Annotated in this window: 20 protein-coding genes; 18 read left to right on the top strand and 2 right to left on the bottom strand. The window is 67.2% G+C overall.

Annotated elements, in window-relative coordinates; all coding sequences use genetic code 11:
* Positions 1-302: 302 nt before the first annotated feature.
* From AB0D85_RS00330 to AB0D85_RS00300, 7 genes are all read left to right on the top strand, one after another.
* Positions 303-959, top strand: coding sequence for a hypothetical protein (locus AB0D85_RS00330; RefSeq protein ID WP_362311915.1), 657 nt, complete (start codon positions 303-305; stop codon positions 957-959).
* Positions 960-1,308: 349 nt separating this feature from the next.
* Entirely contained in the window at positions 1,309-1,968 is a 660-nt protein-coding gene (locus AB0D85_RS00325; RefSeq protein WP_362311913.1) for a hypothetical protein, read from the top strand.
* Entirely contained in the window at positions 1,953-3,008 is a 1,056-nt protein-coding gene (locus tag AB0D85_RS00320; protein WP_362311911.1) for a hypothetical protein, read from the top strand. Before AB0D85_RS00325 ends, AB0D85_RS00320 begins: the two co-directional genes overlap by 16 nt.
* 58 nt (positions 3,009-3,066) lie before the next feature.
* Entirely contained in the window at positions 3,067-3,369 is a 303-nt protein-coding gene (locus AB0D85_RS00315) for a hypothetical protein (protein WP_316773726.1), read from the top strand.
* A gap of 58 nt (positions 3,370-3,427) precedes the next feature.
* Positions 3,428-4,627 carry an enoyl-CoA hydratase/isomerase family protein gene (locus AB0D85_RS00310; protein ID WP_362311909.1) on the top strand — a complete coding sequence of 400 codons (1,200 nt, stop codon included), beginning with the start codon at positions 3,428-3,430 and terminating at the stop codon, positions 4,625-4,627.
* Positions 4,628-4,718: 91 nt separating this feature from the next.
* Entirely contained in the window at positions 4,719-5,552 is an 834-nt protein-coding gene (locus tag AB0D85_RS00305) for a hypothetical protein (RefSeq protein WP_362311907.1), read from the top strand.
* Positions 5,549-6,196 carry a hypothetical protein gene (locus AB0D85_RS00300; protein ID WP_362311905.1) on the top strand — a complete coding sequence of 216 codons (648 nt, stop codon included), beginning with the start codon at positions 5,549-5,551 and terminating at the stop codon, positions 6,194-6,196. The genes AB0D85_RS00305 and AB0D85_RS00300 overlap by 4 nt, the downstream gene beginning before the upstream one ends.
* Before the next feature lie 54 nt (positions 6,197-6,250).
* On the opposite strand, the gene AB0D85_RS00295 is transcribed toward AB0D85_RS00300, so the two are convergent.
* On the bottom strand, positions 6,251-6,520 hold the full coding sequence (locus AB0D85_RS00295) for a winged helix-turn-helix domain-containing protein (RefSeq protein WP_362311903.1): 270 nt from the start codon (positions 6,518-6,520) through the stop codon (positions 6,251-6,253).
* A gap of 181 nt (positions 6,521-6,701) precedes the next feature.
* On the opposite strand from AB0D85_RS00295, the gene AB0D85_RS00290 reads away from it, so the two are divergent.
* From AB0D85_RS00290 to AB0D85_RS00240, 11 genes are all read left to right on the top strand, one after another.
* Positions 6,702-7,049, top strand: a complete 348-nt coding sequence (locus AB0D85_RS00290; protein ID WP_362311901.1) for a hypothetical protein — start codon at positions 6,702-6,704, stop codon at positions 7,047-7,049.
* Entirely contained in the window at positions 7,049-7,426 is a 378-nt protein-coding gene (locus tag AB0D85_RS00285) for a hypothetical protein (protein WP_362311899.1), read from the top strand. The genes AB0D85_RS00290 and AB0D85_RS00285 overlap by 1 nt, the downstream gene beginning before the upstream one ends.
* A 29-nt stretch (positions 7,427-7,455) precedes the next feature.
* A complete protein-coding gene (locus tag AB0D85_RS00280; protein WP_362311897.1) occupies positions 7,456-7,803 on the top strand; it encodes a DUF6247 family protein in 348 nt (115 codons plus the stop codon).
* A 460-nt stretch (positions 7,804-8,263) separates the two neighbouring features.
* Positions 8,264-8,911: a hypothetical protein gene (locus tag AB0D85_RS00275; protein ID WP_362311895.1), complete on the top strand. Its 648-nt coding sequence runs from the start codon at positions 8,264-8,266 to the stop codon at positions 8,909-8,911.
* A 158-nt stretch (positions 8,912-9,069) separates the two neighbouring features.
* Positions 9,070-9,945, top strand: a complete 876-nt coding sequence (locus AB0D85_RS00270; protein ID WP_362311893.1) for a hypothetical protein — start codon at positions 9,070-9,072, stop codon at positions 9,943-9,945.
* Between the two features lie 188 nt (positions 9,946-10,133).
* A complete protein-coding gene (locus AB0D85_RS00265) occupies positions 10,134-10,664 on the top strand; it encodes a hypothetical protein (protein WP_362311891.1) in 531 nt (176 codons plus the stop codon).
* 274 nt (positions 10,665-10,938) lie between these two features.
* Complete coding sequence (locus AB0D85_RS00260) at positions 10,939-11,256, top strand: hypothetical protein (RefSeq protein ID WP_362311889.1); 318 nt, start codon at positions 10,939-10,941, stop codon at positions 11,254-11,256.
* Positions 11,253-12,596 carry a putative T7SS-secreted protein gene (locus tag AB0D85_RS00255; RefSeq protein WP_362311887.1) on the top strand — a complete coding sequence of 448 codons (1,344 nt, stop codon included), beginning with the start codon at positions 11,253-11,255 and terminating at the stop codon, positions 12,594-12,596. Before AB0D85_RS00260 ends, AB0D85_RS00255 begins: the two co-directional genes overlap by 4 nt.
* Before the next feature lie 24 nt (positions 12,597-12,620).
* Positions 12,621-13,286, top strand: coding sequence for a hypothetical protein (locus AB0D85_RS00250; RefSeq protein ID WP_362311885.1), 666 nt, complete (start codon positions 12,621-12,623; stop codon positions 13,284-13,286).
* 35 nt (positions 13,287-13,321) lie between these two features.
* The gene (locus AB0D85_RS00245; RefSeq protein ID WP_362311883.1) at positions 13,322-13,987 is read left to right on the top strand and encodes a hypothetical protein; all 666 of its coding nucleotides are present in this window, start codon (positions 13,322-13,324) and stop codon (positions 13,985-13,987) included.
* A gap of 190 nt (positions 13,988-14,177) precedes the next feature.
* Positions 14,178-14,369 (top strand): hypothetical protein, encoded by a 192-nt coding sequence (locus AB0D85_RS00240; protein WP_362311881.1) that lies wholly within the window; start codon positions 14,178-14,180, stop codon positions 14,367-14,369.
* 285 nt (positions 14,370-14,654) lie between these two features.
* Here AB0D85_RS00240 and AB0D85_RS00235 read toward each other — a convergent pair whose 3' ends face one another.
* Positions 14,655-16,565: a hypothetical protein gene (locus AB0D85_RS00235; RefSeq protein ID WP_362311879.1), complete on the bottom strand. Its 1,911-nt coding sequence runs from the start codon at positions 16,563-16,565 to the stop codon at positions 14,655-14,657.
* Between the last annotated feature and the right edge of the window lie 11 nt (positions 16,566-16,576).

Below are 16,576 nucleotides of genomic sequence, written 5' to 3'. Positions count from 1 at the left end.
TGCAACGACGGGGACTCGTGCGACGGTTGGGAGTACGGGGACACGACAGGAAGCCGAACTGTGCACCGGTGAATCCAGAACGCCCTGCTCGCGCACGGTCCACACCCACGACCGTCACCACGCACCCATGAGGCCTGCACGAATCACTCACGTCGGTCCGGCCGGCACACGCCGGGACCGGCGACCCGATGGAGGGCGGGAACTGCGGTCGGCACCGGGACGGTTGCCGACGGACGCCCGGAGTACGATCACCCGGCCGGGTGAGGGTTCGCTGCCGTGAATGGCCGGGAGGAAACCAGACCGTGATCGAACCGTCGTACCGCCACCACTGGAAGCCTCCCGCGGGCGAGGAACTCGTGACGCGCGGCCGGGTGTCCTTCGCGACGGGAACGGCGGGCCGGGTAGCCGGACGGCGCTGGTTCCGGGACAACGAACGCCGGGACATTCAGGGCGAGTTGGCGGGCTGGCCCACGAGACCGCCATACCGCCGCCGCTCCTGGTTCGCCTGGGCGATCTGGGACAGCCTGCTGCTCCTCCTCATATTCCTTCTCACCCTCGTCGTCGGGCTGCTCGGCGGCAGCCCGAACACCGAGGACGGCCTCGGCAAGAGCGACGACCCGGAGAACGAGAAGACGGACTTCCCGGTGCTGTGGGCGGCCCCCGGCACGATCGCCCGTACCGTCCCCTGGCAGCTGGACCCCGACCGCCGCGCCGACACTGGCGTGACGGAACTGGCTCTGACCGACCGTCGCCTGCTGGTCATCGGCGGACTGAAGGACCCCAGGGAGCCGTGGGAGGAAGTCCTCTGGGAGACGGACCTGAGCACGGTCGCCACGGTCGAGCAACTCCCGTTCAGCACCGGCAAGCGGGACTTCAGGATCACCTTCACGGACGGCTCCTGGTGCCGGCTGGCGTCCTTGGAGGGGGTAGCTCTCATCCGTCACCTCACCGCCGCCTGATCACAGAAGCGGCAGTGCCGGTGAGCCGATCCGGCATGGCCGCATAACCAGGTCATGACCCGGACGGTCTGCGCCAACGCGCCGGCCAGCTCGCACGGGGCGTCCGTGCGGGCCGGCGCCCGCCAGTTGACACAGGCACTCACGCCACCTCCACGCAATCACCACCATGCCCACGCGGCTGCCCCAGGAGCGGGAATCTCTACGCCACCACCACAGGGCCGCACCTCCCGCGAGCACCCCGAATGCCCGTTAATCGCCATATTTACAGGGAAGTTCGCGGTGGCGAAACCCGGGATCCCGCGGATACCGTTTGCACTCTTGACGAACTTCATTCTCACGGGGGTCCACAGTGAAGCGCCGCACCTTGCCCGTTGCCGCCGCGCTCGCCGCGACCGCAGCCCTGCTGTTGACGGCTTGCGGAGGCGGGGACGACAGCTCCAAGGACAAAGACAAGATCGCGGGGGCCGGTGCGGGAGGGTCGGGCTCTCCGTCGCCTTCCGTCTCCGCCTCGGCCGACAAGAACGCGCCGACCTTTGCGTTTCCGTCGGACATCACGGTGACTGTGGACCGAGAGTCGACCGGGGACACCACGAAGGACGCGATCCTGCGGGACGTGGCTTACTCGACCCAGGCGAATATCGAGGCCTTCGCCAAGGGTGTCGGGCAGACCACCAACATGAACCGTTACTTCGCGGCAGCCGCCCTCACCTATTGGGCCAACCGTGTTGAGACAGTCAAAAAGGACGGACTCACCGTCACCGGCGACTACCGGTACTACAACTTCGAGGTCACGGACGTCGCGAACGGCAAGTCCGCGGCGGCTCGCTACTGCGAGGACCAGAGCAAGGCGTACGGCAAGGAGATCAAGTCGGGGAAGGTGCTGCGCACCAAGACCAGCAACAACAGCTTTGTCCTCTACACGCTCCAAGCTCAGAAGGACTCAGCCGGAGACTGGCAGGTGACGCAGCAGAACTGGAAGAAGGGGGACGCTTCGTGCGTACAGAGGTAGAGGCGAGGGTTGTTCGTCCTGCTGTGTGGGCGACCGCCGTAACCAGTCTCGCCCTGGCATTGTGGGCGCCGTTCCCGGCTCACGCGGACGACATCCGGGGCAACGGCGGCGGTACGGGAACCGCCACCCCGCCGGACAACGGCTCCGGCTCCGGCTCCGGCTCCGGCTCCGGCGGTGATTCCAGCCCCGGCACCATCGGCGCCCACATCCGCATCAGCCAGAAGACGCCCGGCGCATCCACCTCCACGGCGACCGCCACGTCCTCGAACACCAACTGGAAGCCGCCCGTCTGCTGGTACGAGCCGATGTACACGCCGGACGAGTACGAGGAGTTCATCAAGTCCGCGTACAAGGGCGCCCAGGAGCCGGCCGCAAGCTACGCCAAGAAGCGCGCCGACGAGGACTACCACAAGGGCGACAAGGGCCTGTGGTGGCAGGTGCAGTTCCGCAACGACGCTTACAACGAGGCCTGCCCCGTCACCCCCGACAACTGGGAGATCTGGGTCCCGCCGGCCCAGCCGAAGGTGGACCCCAACCAGCTGACGCCGGAGATCCTCTCCGGACTCGCCTACAACTCCACGAAGTTGCCCACGCCGCCGGTGGTATTGAGCCCGAAGGGCGACCGCCTCGTCGTGAACCTCGGTACGCGCGTGAAGCTCGACGGCGACTTCGACCGGGTCTGGACGACCGCAAGCATCAACTACAAGGGCGTCGCGATGGCCGCGACGACCGTCGCAACCCCCGTGGCGCTCAAGGTCGACGCGGGTACGGCGGACGCCGATCCGCAGACGTGTACGTACGACCTGGTGAAGGGCGACAACGGCTACACGGTCGACAGCAAGGACGCTGCCTGCAACGTCACCTACCAGCGCTCGTCCGGAACCGGCACCTACCCCTTCAAGGCGTCGATCACCTGGCAGGTGACGTGGACCGACTCCGCCGACCCCGATGGAGCGCCCCGGCAGCCGGCCCTGCCCGACGGCCTGTCCACGTACGAGCAGAACGTGACCGTGAAGGAAATCCAGGCGGTCAACCGCTGATGAGATGTGAGCGGCCCACGGAGTTGCCGTCGGCCGCCTCAGGAGACCGGAATCCGACATGAGTGATCTGCGCCTCGAAGACACGATCTTCCAGGACCTGAAGAAGACGTTCTCGTCGATCAGCGACCGCATGGAGACGACCCGCCGCACCCTCCGCAGCGCTGACGCTTCGGCGGTCGGTGAGAAGCAACTCGTAGAAGACGTGCAAGACTTCGCCGACGACTGGGGCTACGGCATCAAGCAGCTCGGCAAGCACACCCACGGCGCCGTGAAGATGATCAACAAGATCGGGGAGAGCTTCGGCAAGCTCGACCTGGATCTGGCCGAGTCCCTCAAGGCTCCACAGCAGAAGGGCAAGTGACGTGGCTGGGCAACGGCCTGCCTTCCCCCATATAGGCTGGGACCCGACTCCGGGAAGCGTGGAGGACACGCGGGACCTCGCAAAGCAACTCGGCAAGCTGGCCGGCGAACTGGGTACGGCGCTCGGCGAGCTGGAACGCATCGAGTGCGGGGCCTGGAAGGGCAAGACCGCGATCGCGTTCACGGACTACATCGACAAGGACGTCACCCCGCTCGTCCGCAAGAGCCACGACTCCTTCGACAAGGCCTCCCGCGCCCTGCACCGCTGGGCAGGCGAACTCCAGGACTTCCAGGACCGGGCGGACCGCCTGGAGAAGAGCGCCGGGGACAAACTCGACGCCAAGGCCGAGGCCGAGGGAAAAGCCGGCAGCGACGGCAGCATGGAACTCGGCAAGGCCTCAAGCGCCGTGGACGGAGTCATCCAGAAGGTCCATGAGCTGGAGGAGGACTACCGGGCGGCGGCACGTCAGGTCAGCAAGGAACTGAACAAGGCCGGTGACATCGCTCCCGATGAGCCCGGTTTCTGGGACAAGCTCGGGCATGGCATCACGGATGCATGGGACGCCACCGGCGACTGGATCAAGGATCACGCCGACCTGATCAAGTTGGTGGGTGACCTTCTCAGCGACCTGAGCGGCATCCTGGGCGTAATCGCGATCATCACCGCACCGTTCGAGCCCATCGGCGCGATCTTCGCCGCAGCCGCAGTGGTCAGCAGTGGTCTTGCTCTGCTGACCCACCTGGTGGCCAAGGCCGCCGGTGCCGACGTGAGCTGGCTGAGCATGGGATTCGACGCGCTGGGCGCCATTCCCGGAATCGGCGCCTTCGCCAAGGGGGTCAAGGTCGCCGACGGAGCCGTTGCCGCCGCACGCGCGGCCGAACTGGGCGAGGGGTTCAAGGGGGTGACCACCATCGGGCGAAACATCATCGGCGTCGGTGACAATGTCGCGGGCGCTGCGAGCCTCGAGATCTTTGGAAAGGAGATCAAGCTCTTCGGCCTCAAGGCCGGCGGACATATCTCCACCGAAGGCGGCATCATGAACCGCATCAACCTCGTCGCCGAGAACAACATCCGCCGGGGCCAGTTACTCGGTACCCGCGGTATCCCGGGACTCAACAAGATTGACTCGATGAGCGGGCTCGGGCGAGGCATCGACGCGACCATCAAGCTCCTGCCCAAGACGTTTTCGATCCCGTCTCACATCGGAGAGATGATGAATCCGGGGGATCGTTTCCAGGAATCCGCGACAGCGCACTGAGAGGACCCGAGCTGTGGACTGGTACCCGCCTTCGGGTGAGAGCCTGCTCATGCGAGCGAACGTCACCTTCGCCACTGGACTGGCGCCGCGTGTGGCCGGCCTGCGCTCGTTCCGCGACGCCGAGCGGCACGACATTGAAGCCGAGCTGACCGGCTGGCCTCCCGGGCCCGGTTTCGTTCCTCGTGGCAAGGCCGACCAGGCAGGTGTACGTGCCCTGGACATCGCACTGCTGGGCATCCCCCGCTTGATCAACATGATCGGGAACATTGGGGCGCCCAGTGGCCAACTCGTAGGTGAGCCGGGCAGTCCCGGGAAATCTCAGGAACCTGAGAACGAAGTGGACGACTTTCCGGTGATGTGGGCGGCCGAGGGCACTGTCGCCCGTACCCTCCCCTGGCAGCTGGACCCGGCCCGCCAGCCGAAGCGGTACCGCACCGAACTCGTACTGACCGACCAAAGGCTGCTCATCCTCGGGGTGGACGCGTCGGCCGGGCTGGCACCAGCCCAGGAACTGTGGCAGGTGCCCAGGAGTTCCGTCGCCGCGATCGAGCGCCTGGCCTATCCCCAGAACGGGTCCCATGTCAGGGTCCGGTTCACCGACGGATCGTGGACCCGGTGGAAGGTCGGAGACGCCGGCAAGTTGGCATCCCGTTTCCTCGGAGAACGGAAACGGGTGGCAGAGGAGGCTCTCACTCCTCAGCAACGGGAGCGTGTCGCGGAGTTGCTCGCCGATCCCCCGCTGATGGTCGCCCGCTCGGTCGGCAGGATCCTGCCGGTCACGGAACCGCCGACGCTGGAACTCCTCCCCGACGGCACCGTGGCTGTCGAGTTGCGTGTCCCCCTCTCTAACGGCACCGATCAGACTCTCACCCGATACCTCTCTCCGTCCGGTACGGATGTGCTACCGAAGGACGCCACGAAGTGACGGAAGCAGTGCGGCTGGACGCGCCAACGGACGCGCAGATCATCCCGCCTATGACTTTCGTCGTCCCGGAAGGCATCCACGCCCTCCCCGTCGACGTGTCCGGAGCGGAACGGCTCGATGCCACCGTGGAGTTCGTACGCGACCTCTACCCCGGCGGCGACGATGCGCTCTGGCAGTCAGCCGCCCCCTTCTACGCATCTGTCACGGAAGCGATGGCGAGCGCTGGACTGGCGTTCTCGGGCTTCGGCCTCTTCGCCTTGGACGCCGGAGGCGTGGCCCATTGCTCCTTCACCGTGGCCGCGTATGCCTCCGACCACACGGACCCGGAGATAGCCGCCCAGGGAATCCTGGCGATACTCACATCCGATCCGATGAATGATGCCCGCTGGCTCGATCTCCCCTGTGGCCCAGCTGTCTCATGCATCACCCTGCGCGAACTCACCCTCAGCGCCGAGATGACGGCGAGTGGTGAACAGACCAAGCTCCTCACTGGCCAGATCCAGATCCACGTGCCGTTCCCGACAGGCCCGTTCACCGCAGTGTTCACCATCGACACCGCTGCGATGGACTACTGGGGCGAGTTCTGCGACATGACGACAGCCATCCTGCAGACCGTGTCCTTCAACGACCTCGCAGCTGAGTAACCGACACGGCTCAAAGACAGCCGACGGGGCCCGACAACGCAAATCGCGGCTCCTTCAGACGTTCGATCCGTCCCCTTCGGAGGCGTCGTCGCCTGAGTCGGGCATGCCGATGACGTACGTCCCCTTCGCGGGCAGCGTCGCGACCAGCCCTCGTTTGCGGAGTTCGACGATCGCGCGACGCACGGTGCCGATGCTCACGCGGTAGAGATCCGTCATGGCGCGCTCGCCGGGCAGCGCGGCCCCCTGCGGCAGTTTTCCGGAGGCGATGTCTGCCGCAATGGTGTCGGCGAGTTTCACGTACTCATAGCGCGGAAGCTCGGTCATATCTCCACCGTGCCGCAGCCCTGCGCACATCGCAGGAGCAGAACGCGTCCCACCGCAGTGGGACGCAGAATACATCTGAGGGGTGCAGGGGGACGCAGTTGCGGTATGGTCGAAATGACAGGACCCCGGCGAGGTGGCTAGACCTCCCGGGGCACGGCCAACGCCGCATAGGAGCGTCGACATGCACGACCTTATCCCCCGCGCCCTCGAATGGCTGCGTCTCCTCTTCGCCCCCGGCACCGGGAAACGGCGCCGCCGTCCGCACCGTCCACCCTTCCCCCACGTCCACCTCACCCTCGTACGCTGCCCCCTCACTGCCGAGCCTCCGCAACTCCCCGGCCATCGGTCGCCGTACGGCCTGGCCGCCCTCCTCGACGGCGCCGAGTCCGTCCTCGTCCGCCCCTACCTCACCGCCCACGAGCGTGAGGCCGCCCTCCAGCAACGCCGCCGCCTCGCCCTCGTACTCGCCGCCGACTTCGGGATCGACCTCGACCAGCACGTGATCGGCGCGCCGGAGGTGGCTGCGTGATGGAACAGGCGAACAGCCACGCGCACACACCGGCCTGCCTCCGCCTCCTCCCTTGGCCCACCCCCGAAGGCAAGCCCTGCTACCTGGTCACCGACAACGACGGCGGGTATCTCTCCCGCCTCGCCGACGACCTGGAGGCCGCCCAGCTCGCCACCGGCACCGACGTCCTCGGCCGTGCCCGCCGGGTGCTGGACAACCCGATGTCGCCGTACACCGAGATCCGCTACGCCGGCATCCGTCTCGCCGAGTGCCTCACCGACGCGCTGCGCGTCGCGGAGTCCCGGGGCATGCGCCTGGTCGTACCCGACCGGGACGAGGAGGACGAGGGCATCCACGGGCACGCCGCACGCAACGCAAGGAGCGGACCATGGTCGTAACCACGACGCACCGGAGGAGTTCATCGGTCATGACCGCGCACGCCGCCGAGCCGACACCGACCGTCCCGCCCATGCCGGAGCGCACCCCAAAGGCCCTGCGCGAGGCGATCGCGCGGCACGCACCCCAGTTGCTTGCCGACTTCGACGCGCACTGGAAGAGGGCGATCGCCGACACCTACGACATCGGGCCCCTGCCCGCGTTCCTGGCTCGCTGGTGGGTCGAGTACGCGATCGCACGTGATCCGGAGCTGGACGCCCACGTGACCGACCTCCACCGTCGAGCGGAGAAGGCCACCGACCACTCCTTGGCCAAGGCACTCCTCGAAAAGGTGTCGGAAATCCGTTACGCCGCACGGGAGTTGGAGCGCAGTCAGTGAACCGAAGCCGACCACACCTGGGTCGGCAGAGTCCCAGCGAGTGATCGGCTTCAAGCCGGCCGCCCGCCAGTGGCCAGCCTGCCCCACACTTTTCTGCGGCCCGCGCGCTGTACTCACTTGCGCGCGGGCCGCTTCCGCGATGTCAGCGGGATACGTCAAGAAGGCAGAGACAACCTTCGGCCAGTCATGCACATCGGCATACCTGGCGTACGCCTGCCCGACGGGCAAGACACCGCGATAGCGAAACGGAATTCACGCCTCAGGGTGCCCAGGCACAGCGCACAAGCGCGCCTGAGGCCGTCGTCCGTTCAGGCGAGATCAGGACGCAGGTCACACCTCCGAGCGCCTCACACACCCTGAATTATCCCCATTCACAGGAAAGTTCGCTCTGGCGAAACCGGGAACCTCCCCGATACCGTCGGATCTCTTGAACGGACTTTTGTCTCACGGGGAGTTCACTGTGAAGCGCCGTACTTTGCCCGCCGCTGCCGCACTCGCCACCGCAGGCCTGCTACTGACGGCTTGCGGCGGTGGGGACGGGGGCTCGAAAGGCAACGACAAGATCGCCGGGGCCGGGAGCGGAGACACGAAGGCGTCGGCTTCGCCGACCGCGAGCAGCGCGGCGGACAGACCCGAGGTCACACTGCCGAGCGATCTGACCGACACCTTCGAAAGCTGGAAGACCGGGGACACGACCAAGGACGCGGTCCTCGGAGACGTGGCCGACCGGATCGACGCGACCAACTACGCCATCGCGCAGGGCGATCCCCGGTTCTCCGCGCTCAGCTTCTACTACAGCGGTGGCGCTCTGGCAGACGCCAAGGACTGGGTCGAGTCGATCGCGAAGGACGGCTACTCGATCACCGGCGTCAACCGCTACTACAACGCCAAGATCGACGTTTTCGACTCGTCTTCGGCGGGTGTCGTCTACTGCGAGGACCAGAGCAAGGCCTTCGCGAAGGTTCGCAAGTCCGGCAAGGTCCTCAAGACCGCAGTGAATAACGATTCCTACGTCATCTACACAACACGTCTCGAAAAGAACAAGCAGGGCGTATGGCAGACGACAAAGCTCACTTCGGAGAGGGGTAGCAAGTCGTGCACGCCGTGACGGGCAGCAGCCGATACATCGTGGCGGGTCTGCTGGCAGCAGCTCTTGTTCTGACCGCCACAGGACCTGCGTCGGCAACATGGCCGCCGAGTGAAGGCTCTCAGGGCAACACCAAGCAGAGCGGGAGCAGTTCCAGCACCGGCACACTCGTTTCCAGGGTGACCTATTCCGGTTCGGTGCGGTCGGGCAACAGCGGTACTGCCGTCCAGCCCGTCACCGACTGGACCCCGCCCGCATGCTGGTACGAGCCCCGCTCGGCTGCGGAGTTCAAGGACTACGTCGAGACGATGTACACGGAGACCGTCAACGCTCCGGGCCAGGCCAATTACGCCAAGGAATCCGTCGGCCAGTTCCGCGACATCTACAAGGACGGCAAGTACAAGAACTACAACGAGGACAAGGCCGACGAGGGAAACTGGTGGGTCGCGGTCCAGAATCCCGACCGCGTGAACGACCCCGCCAGCTGGGAATGCAGCGACCTCCCCTTCTGGGTGGCGAACAACGACGACCCCGGAGTCCCCCAAGCCGTCACTCCGAAGATCCTTGCCGAAGCCGCTTACGACGCGATTCAGCTGCCCGACACCAAAGTGACGCTCGCCCCGGCAGAGATCACCAAGGTCAACCTCGCCACCTGGGCCTGGCTGGACAAGGCCGAGTTCAAGAAGGTCTCGGTCACCGCGTCACTCAACGCCGACGGCCTCAACATCCAGGCGACGACCACGGCCAAGCCCATCTCGCTGAGGCTGGAGCCGGGCACCAGTGACGCCGAGACCATTCCCGCTTCCGGCGTGTGCACCATGAACGCCGACGACTCCGTCGGCGAGCCGTACGCCAAGGGCAAGTCCGATCAGACCCCGCCCTGCGGAATCACGTACCTGCGCTCGTCCGGCGGCGGCGCCTACCACCTGAAGGCGACCATCACCTGGCAGATCAGCTGGTCGGGAACCGGTGGCGCCGGCGGTGACCTGCCGGACGGCACCTTCGGGACGACCCAGGACATCAGGGTCCAGGAAGCCCAGGCCGTCAACCACTGAGAGGATCTCCTCCGCACGTGAGCAGGAAGACCCTGGCCGAGCGGGTACAAGCCCGTCTCGGCGTTCCCGCGGACGCCGCCGCCTGGTGCAGGATCGGCAAGATCCCGACACCTCCGAAGGACGTACACCAGGCGGCAGGCGGCGGACCGCTACGGCCCGCCGTCATACGCCCGCTTGGCGCGTTCGGCATGCTGCTCGGCGGGCTCTTCTACCCTCTGTTGATGCTTCTCATCTTCCTCTCGGCGCTTGAGGAGAAGATGGATCGGCTGCTGGGCCCGGAGTCGGCGCGAGCCAGCGCTCGGACCGAGGATCGCAAAACCAAGGAGGGAAAGGTCGCCCTCCGCGCTCACGGCCTCGACCAAGTCTTCGACGGCGACTGGGCCGGTTCGGCCGGCCAGTTCCTGCTCCGCTGGTACAGCCATTCGTCGCACCACAGCCGAGTCCTTGTCCTGAGCCGGGAACACATTGTCCTGGCGGCCCCGCCCAGGCGCGTGTCCGTACGACAGGAAGCGCGACTGCAGGTCGTCGCGGAACTCTCGGCCGCAGAGGCGGTGGTGGAGGATCCCCTCGCCGGATTGCACGCGAGCGACCGACTGCGCATCCGGTTCAGGGACGGTTCATGGCTCACCGTCATCACCGAGGAGACCCGTGGCGACGCGCACATGCACGTGCTGCGGCAGCCCCGGCCGGGCGACCGACAGCACGCATCCTCCGATTGAGTACAACATCGAGTGCAACGTGGACACGCTTCCCCCTTTCGAAGCACCGTATGGACATCTTGATGCCCGCATTCGCAGGGAAGTTCGCGCTGGCGAACCGAAGTTCTTGAGGATACCGTTGTAATCTCTTGACGAATGCCTGACTCGCGGGGGAGTCCACGCTTGAAGCGCCACCGAAGGCTGCCGCATGCCCGCCTCGACGCGGGACGCGCCGTGAGTGCGATGAGCACCTGGCAGTCCGCCGCCGGCTCCGTATGCGAAGGGGGATCGGCGCATGGCTGACCGACTGGTCGTGGACGGCGGCGAACTGGCCCGTTTCATGAAACTCCTGAACAAGTCGAGCAGTTCGCTGAAAGGGCTGCGCAAGGCACTGAGCGACGCCACCGTCACGGGGCTGGGCACGGATGACCTTGACTCTGCCTGCGAGGACTTCCAGGACGACTGGAAGTACGGGACCGAGGAGATCGGCAAGCAGACCGAGGATCTCGCCAAGATCATCGGTGAGAGCAAGAAGAGCTACGAAGAGGTCGACAAGGCACTGGAAGAGGCTCTGAAGAAGTCCAAGCACGGCGGAGCGGAGGGGAAGAAGTGACGTACACGCCGGGCGTCGAACAGCCGCCGTACGCCAACTCGACGGCCGCTCGCGACGGCGATCTGCCGCAGGGGCTGCAGTCCTCTCCGTCCATCCCGAACCCGGACTATCCGCACCTGGGCTTCAACCCGACGCCGGGTGACACCGACACGGTCCATGATCTGTCCCGGAAACTCGGCAACTGCGCCAAGGTCCTGGAAGAGTCTCATGGGCTCGTCACCAAACTCATGGACGGCAGTTACTGGGAAGGCGACGCCGCTGTGGCCTTCCGCGAGCAAATCGAGGGCGGTCCCCTCCCGCTCAATCTGAAGAACGCGGCGCACTCCATTCGCAAGGCCGCCCGGCAGCTCGACAGCTGGGAGGGGGAACTCGAGGAGTTCCAGCGTCGGGCCAAGAAGCTCGAGCAGGAGGCCAAGGACGCACAGGACACCCTTGACGCGGCGAAGGGGAGCGCCGCCAAGGCGAAGAACGACCCCGGCCTCAAGGGCAAGGGAACCGAGCACGACAAGGCACAGAAGAGCCTGACCCACGCCAACACCGCCGTGGAGACCGCCCAGTCGGAACTCGACAAGATCATCGGCCGTGCGAAGAAGCTCGCCGAGGAGCATGAGGAGAAGTCCCGGTACCGCGCCAGGAAGATCCGCGACGCCACACACAAACTGGCACCGCACGAACCGGGCTGGCTCGATGAATTCAGCGACTGGTTCACCGAGAACCTGCCCGACATCCTGAGCTTCACCGCGGGTGTCATCGGTCTGGTGGCGCTCTTCGTGGCGACCGGTGGTGTGGCCGCGGCTGTACTGCTGCTCACTGCGGCCGCGTTGAGTGCGACCGCTCTCACCATGCGCCTGACCGACTCCGAGGTTCTCGCCTCGCTGTCGGACGGTTTCACCAAGGGCGAGTTCGACTCCGACTTCTGGGGGAACGTCGTCAGCCTCGGCGGCGACGTACTCGGAGCGATTCCAGGTGTGGGCGCAGTCGGCCTGGGCGCCCGTAGCGCGGTGAACGCTCTCCGCACCGGCGAGGAGGCGGTCACCCTCGGAAGGGTGCTGACGACATTCGGCAGCAAGACGATGACTCATGCCCAGGCGATCAGCAGCCTCGGAAATCCCGCGTTGAACCTCGTCGTGCGGGGGGCCCGCGACTCAGCACGGGTCGGTGAGGTCGTGGAGATCTCCTCTGCTTCGCTCGGTGTCGTGACTGCCGGGTACGGACTGGTGTCCAGCGCTGTGGACGAGTTGGACAACGACGGCGCCAAGGACAGTGGCACCGGAATCGACGGTGTGCGCACCATCCTGGACGGCGGTGCGCTGATCGACCTCGCACGGCACGTGTTCTGAATCGAAGGACAAGAGAGAGCTCATATGACCCCCGCAGACCACCCCACAGCCTGGGAGCACCCTCCGACCCGGCGTGCCTGGGGCAAGCAGATGGCGATGAACGTGGCCGCTCTCACCGCCTGGATCGCATCGTGGTTCGCTCTGCTGGCTGTTCTGTCGGTGTTCCTGGGGCCGGGGTACGCGATCGTCATCGTGCCGTTCCTGATCTACAGCTTCTACCGGGCCTTCCTACAGCTCTTCGTCATCTCCGCCGTCTTCCGGATGCGGCGCGTTCTGCGGGTGTACCCGTGGCAGCTGTCCCGCGACGTGCAGTACGGCCTCACCGAACGGGCCGATGTCGTGGGCAGGCAGTTCGGCTGGTTCGAGTTCCCGAACCCGGCCCGGCCGGAGGAGTCGCTGCCCATGGTGTTCGGCCGGCACTGGGGGGTGGGCTGGTGGAATCGACGTATGGCGCCCCGTGCGGCGTCCGAGCTGAAGGCCCAGATCGGCGAGGTGTGGTTCGCCGGTGATCCCCGTTTCATCGGGGTGCTCGGCGCGCCCGCGTCGGACGGGTCGGCGCCGCGCCGCCTCCGTTTCCTCAACCAGCAGACGGGGTCGGACGGCGGACTTCGTGGCGTCGCCGACTGGGGTGCCACGGCCGAGGACATCGAGCGTGGCCGTCGCGCCGGGGTTGTGCCCGTCCGCCCCTGAGCCCCCGACACCGACGAAATCCTCGAAGAACGAACATGGACACGACTCCTCAGGTCATCATCGACGAATCGGCGAACGACCCTCATGCCGGTATCTGGTTCGCCACTCCCGGCGGTTTCACCGCGCTGCCCATTGATGTGCTCCTGGCCGCTCCCGACTCCGCCGAGGCGGACCGGCTCCGTCAGGCGGTGGCCCCGCTGGTCGAGGCCATTCCCGACGGCGTCACCAGGCAGCAGTTCATCGCCCAGCTGGCCTCGGGACAACAGCTCCTCCGCGCCCTGCGGGAGGTGGGCACCGTCCACTGCGCCCTGGGTGTCCACCGCGACGACGTCGCGGGAGGGGGCGGCGGTACTCTGCACTCCCTCTTCACCGTGTCTTGGCGGGACATCGCCTGGGCCCCGCGGGCGGTGAGCGCGGCACGGGCGGTGGCGACGGCGGATCAGCACGCGCACGTCGAGTACCTGGACCTGCCAAGCGGGCCGGCGTCCATAGGTGAGACGGTGCGTACCCCATCCCCCGAGTCCGGTCTTCCGCCGACCCCGCTGCTCCAGATCTTCGCCTACCTTCCCCATCCGGACCGCAAACGCATGGCGGTCCTCACGCTGAGCACCACCGCGGTGGAACGACGCGTCCAATACCGCGCGATCCTCAACAACATCGCGGAACTCACGAGCTTCGAATCGCCCTTGAGCGAGGCGTAGAAAGAGCCGCACCGGTCCTCCCCTCTCCGCCGATCGACGTGCGCCTGCTCATCGACGTCACCCACCGCTGGCCCCTGTGCCATTCGCATCGGCATACCTGCGGATACCCGCTGCGCGTCCGCTTGAGATGCAAGGCACAGCGATAGCGAAACGGAACTAACACCTCGCGACACCCGGATACAGCGCACGAGTGTGTCTGAGGTCGTCATCCGACTCCAAGCTCTACGGCAAAGAGGTCAAGACCGAGAAGATCCTGAAGAGCGGGCCCAGCATCGCGGACTACGACTACTTCAAGATCGTCATGGTCGAGCTCGCCACAAGCGAGATTCTTTGGCAGGCATCCAAGGTGTCCGTCCAGACCAAGGCCGCGAAGTGCCGATGAACAGGTCACGGCGTGCGGCACTCAGCGCCGACACAGCTGCACCTGGCACTGGCCTTCGGCGTCACCGCCCTCACGGAACCCGCTTACTCAGCGCTCAAAGGGGAGCCGATTCCAGCAGCCCGCGTCGGCCCGCCGAACGACGTCGTGGCCGACCCCGCAGGTCCGCCGGCGGCGCACGTACGACCGGGCACAGTGGGCGCTCGCGGAGTTGGAGTAGGGATGGTCGGCCAGGCGTGCCGGAGTTCAGCGTCGGACCGCCACTGCCGCCGTGCGGGGTTTTGGTGTTCAGCGCGGGGCTGCCGCAGCTGCGGTAAGGATGCGGTGCAGGACGGAGACCGGGATCGCCGGGTTGGTGACCGCTGCGCATGCCGTGTCGGGGTCGTGCAACAGCCCGGCAAGGACGCGGGCCGGCAGCCGTGGATTGCGCACCGCGGTGCCGCGGACCTGAGCCTCCGGGTCGTTCAGCAGGCGCACCGCGTCCGCCGGTGCCAGCCGGGGGTCCTCAGCCGCGCGGCGGCGCACCTCGGCTTCGGGATCCCGGACCAGGCGTGCGACGTCAGCCGGTGTCGACTCCGGATCGTCCAGCGCCAGGCGGCGCATCCGCCCGCTGGGGTCGGCGGTATAGCGCAGCAGGCCCGCACGGGGGAAGTTGGGGTGGCTGCGGGGCCGGTCGGGGTGGCTGAAGCTGCCGTCCCACCAGCGCCAGACCTCCAGCAGGAGGTCGCCCGGCGCGTCCTCGCACGATTCGGCCAGGAACAGGCGGACCACCCGGTCCTCGTCCCGCGCCAGGCACGCCACGACATCCGGCGGGAGGTGCCGGGCTCGGGCCACACTGCGGCGGACCAGCGGGTGGGACGACACGGCGAGACGGCGCATTGCGTCGGCGTCGTCGTGCAGGTCCTCGACCCAGGGCAGGGTGTGCGACATCGGCGTCGGGTCGAAGTCGTGGCGGACCGCGGCACGTTGCTCCTCGGTGAGGTCGGGGCGCACCGCCACCGCGGAACGGATGTCGCTCTGCGGATCCTCCGCCAGCACAGCGACGGCGTGCGCACCCAGACCCGGGTTGGCGGCCAGCGCCCGACGTACCTCCGCGTCCTCGTCCCGGACCAGCTCCGCCTCCAGTTCGGGCGTGAGGCGGCACCGTTCGAGCGCCCGCCGCGGGGCGGGCAGGGCGGCGAAAACCTCGCGAGGCATGGGTACGCCGGTGTGGTGGGCGAGCAGCGCAGCCGTCCGCACCGCGTAATCGGTGTCGGCCAGCAGCCGCTCCCGCAGCGGCGCAGAGAGATCTTCCCACCAGGCACAGGCCACCGCCCGCACCCGGGGATCGTCGTCAGCCGCGAGGCCAGGCAGATGCTGTGCCGGGAGCCCCGGGAGTTCGGCGGCTTGCGCGCGGGACGGGTCGGCGAGGAGGTCGTCGTAGAGGTCCTCGGGGAGTTCGGCGCCCCAGATGCAGGCCTGCTCCGCCCATAGGACGCGTCGATTGGGCGACGGCTCGGCGCGGATCAGGTGTACCCACTGATCCGACGTGAGCTTGGGCCGGAAGGTGTCGGCCGGTCTTGACCGCACCCGCGGATCGGGGTGCGTCACGGCGGCGTCGAGGACGGCGGGCCGGTCGCATCCGTGTAGGAAGCCCGCCTCCACATCCAGCAGCCGGATCAGCAGTTCGTCCGTCGCGGCCGGATTGAACCCGATCCCCTCCGCCCAGTGCAGAGGCAGCGCGCATCGGCCGGGCACCGTCGCCCACACCTCGGCGCGCTCGCCCTCCGTCTCGCGCCCGGCTGCCGCGGCAGCCTCCTCCAGCCGCTCCGGCAGTCGGTCGAGGGTCGTCACCCGAGGCCCGCCCGCGCCGGGCACCGCCGCCAGCAGCACCTGTCCGTCGAGGGAGAGCGCCACGAACCCGGGGTCGCCGGTCAACTCCGGCACGCCGCTCCCGGCGTGCCGGACCCGGGTCCACCAGGAGTCGTTGCCACCGATCCGGTGCCTGAGGACAGCCACCAGGAACTCGCCGTCGGCATCGCAAAGACGGCGCCACCACGCGGCATCGAGCGCTTCCCGGGCCGCGCCGTCCGGCGCCGCGATCCCCCGCGCGATCCGCCAACCGGCCTCCGGAGGGAACAGGCTGCCCGGGCCCACCTCCTCGACGACCGTGAGTCCGGCGCGTGCGAGTAGTTGGTGGAGTTTCTCTCGGCGCTGCACGCGGTCATGAT

The sequence above is a fragment of the Streptomyces sp. NPDC048277 genome (assembly GCF_040652235.1).
Classification (GTDB): domain Bacteria; phylum Actinomycetota; class Actinomycetes; order Streptomycetales; family Streptomycetaceae; genus Streptomyces.
This window is presented reverse-complemented; position numbering and strand designations above follow the sequence as displayed.

What these genes read in the sequence shown, in the direction of transcription:
- AB0D85_RS00285 (WP_362311899.1), top strand. Translation starts at nt 7,049, where the DNA reads ATGGAACAGGCGAACAGCCACGCGCACACACCGGCCTGCCTCCGCCTC.
- AB0D85_RS00290 (WP_362311901.1), top strand. Translation starts at nt 6,702, where the DNA reads ATGCACGACCTTATCCCCCGCGCCCTCGAATGGCTGCGTCTCCTCTTC.
- AB0D85_RS00280 (WP_362311897.1), top strand. Translation starts at nt 7,456, where the DNA reads ATGACCGCGCACGCCGCCGAGCCGACACCGACCGTCCCGCCCATGCCG.
- AB0D85_RS00245 (WP_362311883.1), top strand. Translation starts at nt 13,322, where the DNA reads ATGGACACGACTCCTCAGGTCATCATCGACGAATCGGCGAACGACCCT.
- AB0D85_RS00260 (WP_362311889.1), top strand. Translation starts at nt 10,939, where the DNA reads ATGGCTGACCGACTGGTCGTGGACGGCGGCGAACTGGCCCGTTTCATG.
- AB0D85_RS00250 (WP_362311885.1), top strand. Translation starts at nt 12,621, where the DNA reads ATGACCCCCGCAGACCACCCCACAGCCTGGGAGCACCCTCCGACCCGG.
- AB0D85_RS00315 (WP_316773726.1), top strand. Translation starts at nt 3,067, where the DNA reads ATGAGTGATCTGCGCCTCGAAGACACGATCTTCCAGGACCTGAAGAAG.
- AB0D85_RS00295 (WP_362311903.1), bottom strand. Translation starts at nt 6,520, where the DNA reads ATGACCGAGCTTCCGCGCTATGAGTACGTGAAACTCGCCGACACCATT.
- AB0D85_RS00265 (WP_362311891.1), top strand. Translation starts at nt 10,134, where the DNA reads ATGCTGCTCGGCGGGCTCTTCTACCCTCTGTTGATGCTTCTCATCTTC.